General features: G+C 72.6%; 2 protein-coding genes and 1 tRNA gene. All 3 read left to right on the forward strand.

Annotated features, from left to right (window positions below; all coding sequences use genetic code 11):
• Positions 1 to 263: 263 nt before the first annotated feature.
• The 3 genes from ABT085_RS45010 (at position 264) to ABT085_RS45020 (ending at position 3,422) form a co-directional block, all read left to right on the forward strand.
• Entirely contained in the window at positions 264 to 1,469 is a 1,206-nt protein-coding gene (locus ABT085_RS45010) for a DNA polymerase III subunit delta' (RefSeq protein WP_351622650.1), read from the forward strand.
• Between the two features lie 110 nt (positions 1,470 to 1,579).
• The gene (locus ABT085_RS45015) at positions 1,580 to 3,241 is read left to right on the forward strand and encodes an alpha/beta hydrolase (RefSeq protein WP_351622653.1); all 1,662 of its coding nucleotides are present in this window, start codon (positions 1,580 to 1,582) and stop codon (positions 3,239 to 3,241) included.
• A 107-nt stretch (positions 3,242 to 3,348) separates the two neighbouring features.
• Positions 3,349 to 3,422 (forward strand) — tRNA-Thr (locus tag ABT085_RS45020).
• Positions 3,423 to 3,710 lie beyond the last annotated feature (288 nt).

Below are 3,710 nucleotides of genomic sequence, written 5' to 3' on the forward strand. Positions count from 1 at the left end.
TCGGCCCGCGTGGCGACTAGGCCGACGCGGGATCCGGCGCCCGGCGGGGACGCCGCCGCGGCCGGGGCCGCTGAGCCGTATGCCGCGGGGGCTCCGGCCCCCGCGGCTTCCCGCTCTCGCGCCCTCTTGCTCGCCCGCCTTCGGGACTTCCGGGACGGCGGGGGTCGCCCGTAGGGGCGTCGGTGACCGCCCCCGGGATTGTCAGTGGCTGCCCGCACAATGGAATCCGCACCGCGAAACGTGACGAAAGGGCGGCCTGACCCATGACCGTGTGGGACGACCTCGTCGGGCAGGAGAAGGTCAGCGAGCAGTTGGCCGCCGCTGCCCGGGACGCCGACGCCTTCGTCACGGCGGTGGCCGCCGGCACGCCGCTGCCCGAGGCGTCGAAGATGACGCACGCCTGGCTGTTCACCGGGCCGCCCGGTTCGGGGCGGACGCAGACGGCGCGGGCCTTCGCCGCCGCGTTGCAGTGCGTGAGCCCGGACCGCGCCCTCGGCGGGGCCCCCGGCTGCGGATTCTGCGACGGCTGCCACACGGCGCTCGTCGGCACCCACGCCGACGTCAGCACGGTCGCCGCCGTGGGCGCCGAGATCCTGGTGAAGGACATGCGGGACACGGTCCGCAAGTCGTTCACGTCACCGGCGAACGGCCGCTGGCAGGTGATCCTCGTCGAGGACGCCGAGCGGTTGAACGAGAAGTCGGCCAACGCCGTCCTGAAGGCCGTCGAGGAACCCGCGCCACGCACGGTCTGGCTGCTGTGCGCGCCCTCGCTGGAGGACGTGCTGCCGACCATCCGCTCCCGCTGCCGCCACCTCAACCTGCGGACCCCGTCGGTCGACGCCGTCGCCGACATGCTCGTACGCCGTGAGGGCATCGAGCCCGGCGTCGCCGCTGCCGCCGCCCGCGCCACGCAGGGGCACGTCGACCGGGCCCGCCGCCTCGCCTCCGATCCGGCCGCGCGTGAGCGCCGGGCCGCCGTGCTGAAGCTTCCGCTGCGGGTCGAGGACGTCGGCGGCTGCCTCCGGGCCGCCCAGGAGCTGGTCGACGCGGCCGCCGAGGACGCCAAGCAGCTCGCCGAGGAGATGGACGGCAAGGAGACCGAGGAGCTCAAGACGGCGCTGGGCGCGGTCCAGGGCGGCCGGATGCCGCGCGGCACGGCCGGTGTCATGAAGGACCTGGAGGACATGCAGAAGCGCCGCCGGACCCGGACCCAGCGCGACAGCCTCGATCTCGCCCTCACCGACCTCACCGGGTTCTACCGCGACGTCCTCGCCCTCCAGCTCGGCTCCCGGATCGCCCTGGCCAACACGGACGCGGAGGACGCCCTGGAGCGCCTCGCCCGCGGCAGCAGCCCGGAGTCCACCCTCCGCCGTATCGAGGCGATCGGCGCCTGCCGTGACGCCCTCGACCGGAACGTGGCGCCGCTGCTGGCGGTGGAGGCCATGACGATGGCCCTCAGATCGGGCTGAGGGGTCCGACGCGGGCACCCGCGGGGCGTCGGCCCCCCGTACGTAACCCGTACGGTCGTACCTCGTGTGCGCAGCGCATCGGTGACGTCGCACAGAGTTAGGCTCGCCTGATGCACACCAGGCGCGCCCTTCGTCCGACCGGCCGAAACCCCCGGCCCCGCTTCCGAGCCACCGGCACCGTCACGACGCGTGGCGTCGGCGTCCTGCTCGGCGTCGCGGCCCTGCTCGTCTCCGCGTGCTCCCCCCAGGGAGTGACGAGTTCCGGGACCACCACGACCGCCGCGGCCACCGCGGCCAAGGCGACCACCGCGGCGGCGCCGGCGCTGACCGCGCTGCCCCGAGCCACGCCCGCCGCGCTCGCGTCGTACTACCGGCAGAAGCTGACCTGGCGCAGCTGCGGCGCCCCCGGCTTCCAGTGCGCCACGATGAAGGCGCCGCTGGACTACGCCGATCCCGCCGCCGGTGACGTACGGCTGGCCGTGGCCCGCAAGAAGGCCACCGGACCGGGCGCGCGGCTGGGCTCGCTGCTGGTGAACCCGGGCGGACCGGGCGGCTCCGCGATCGACTACCTCGAGCAGTACGCCGGCATCGGCTATCCCACCGGCGTCCGCGCCCGCTACGACATGGTCGCCGTCGACCCGCGGGGCGTGGGCCGCAGCGAGCCCGTCGTATGCCTCGACGGCCGGCAGATGGACGCCTACACGCAGACGGACGTCACGCCCGACGACACGCGGGAGGTCGACGCACTCGTCGGCGCGTACAAGAAGTTCGCCGAGGGCTGCGGCCGGAACGCCCCCCGGCTGCTGCGCCATGTCTCGACCGTGGAGGCGGCCCGGGACATGGACATCCTGCGGGCGGTGCTGGGCGACGAGAAGCTGCACTACATGGGGGCCTCGTACGGGACACTCCTCGGGGCGACGTACGCGGGCCTGTATCCCGAGCGGGTGGGCCGGATGGTTCTGGACGGCGCGCTGGACCCGGAGCTGTCCGCGTACGAGACGAACCTCGACCAGACGGCGGGATTCGAGACGGCCTTCCAGTCGTTCGCGAAGGACTGTGTGCGGCAGCCCGACTGCCCGCTGGAGAGCAAGGACAAGACACCCGAGCAGGTCGGCGACAGCCTCAAGGCCTTCCTCCAGAAGCTCGACGCCCACCCCATCCCCACGGGCGACCGGGACGGCCGCAAGCTCGGGGAGGCCCTGGCCACCACCGGCGTGATCACCGCGATGTACGACCAGACGTCCTGGCCGCAGCTGCGCGAGGCGCTGGACGCGGCGATGAAGGACAACGACGGCTCCGGACTGCTCGCCCTGTCCGACACCTACTACGAACGCGACTCCGAGGGGCACTACAGCAATCTGATGTTCGCCAACGCGGCGGTGAACTGCCTGGACCTCCCACCCTCGTTCGACGGCCCCGGACAGGTGGAGCAGGCCCTGCCCGCCTTCGAGAAGGCCTCCCCGGTCTTCGGTGCGACCCTCGCCTGGGCCGCCCTGAACTGCGCGTACTGGCCGGTGAAGCCCACGGGTGAGCCGCACCGCATCCGGGCGCAGGGCGCGCCCCCGATCGTCGTGGCCGGTACGACGCGGGACCCGGCGACCCCGTACCGCTGGGCCCAGGCCCTGGCCGGCCAGCTCTCCTCGGGCCGCCTCCTCACCTATGTGGGCGACGGCCACACCGCCTACGGCCGCGGCAGCAAGTGCATCGACTCCACGATCGACACCTACCTCCTCGACGGCACCCCTCCGGCCGTGGGAAAACGCTGCTCGTAGCCCTGGTCACCGGCCCCGAAGCCCCCGCTCCGGGGCCGGTACGAAGCACCCCTCGAAACTGTGTAGACTTACCGACGTTGCTGATCGCACCATGGTGCGGACAGCGCGCCGCCTTAGCTCAGATGGCCAGAGCAACGCACTCGTAATGCGTAGGTCTCGGGTTCGAATCCCGAAGGCGGCTCAGCGAAAAACCCCGGGTCACCCATCACGTGACCCGGGGTTTTGGTGTTAGCCCAGACGGCGGCGGGCGCGAGCGCGGATCGCGCGCCGGCTCCCGAGCGACTTCCGTCTGCTGCTTGAACCGAGTCGTGCCGCGCCGGGCAGTTTGTTCATCGGTTCAATCCTGCATGAATCGACGGCCCGCCCCCAAGGGGGCGGGCCGGCGCCGTTAATAATGGTGGGGGGGTTGCCCGGGGGCCAGCGGGTGGGCCACCCAGAGTTAGTGAAGCAGCGGGGGACAATGACCAGG

The sequence above is a fragment of the Streptomyces sp. NPDC002265 genome, assembly GCF_040296125.1.
GTDB lineage: Bacteria > Actinomycetota > Actinomycetes > Streptomycetales > Streptomycetaceae > Streptomyces.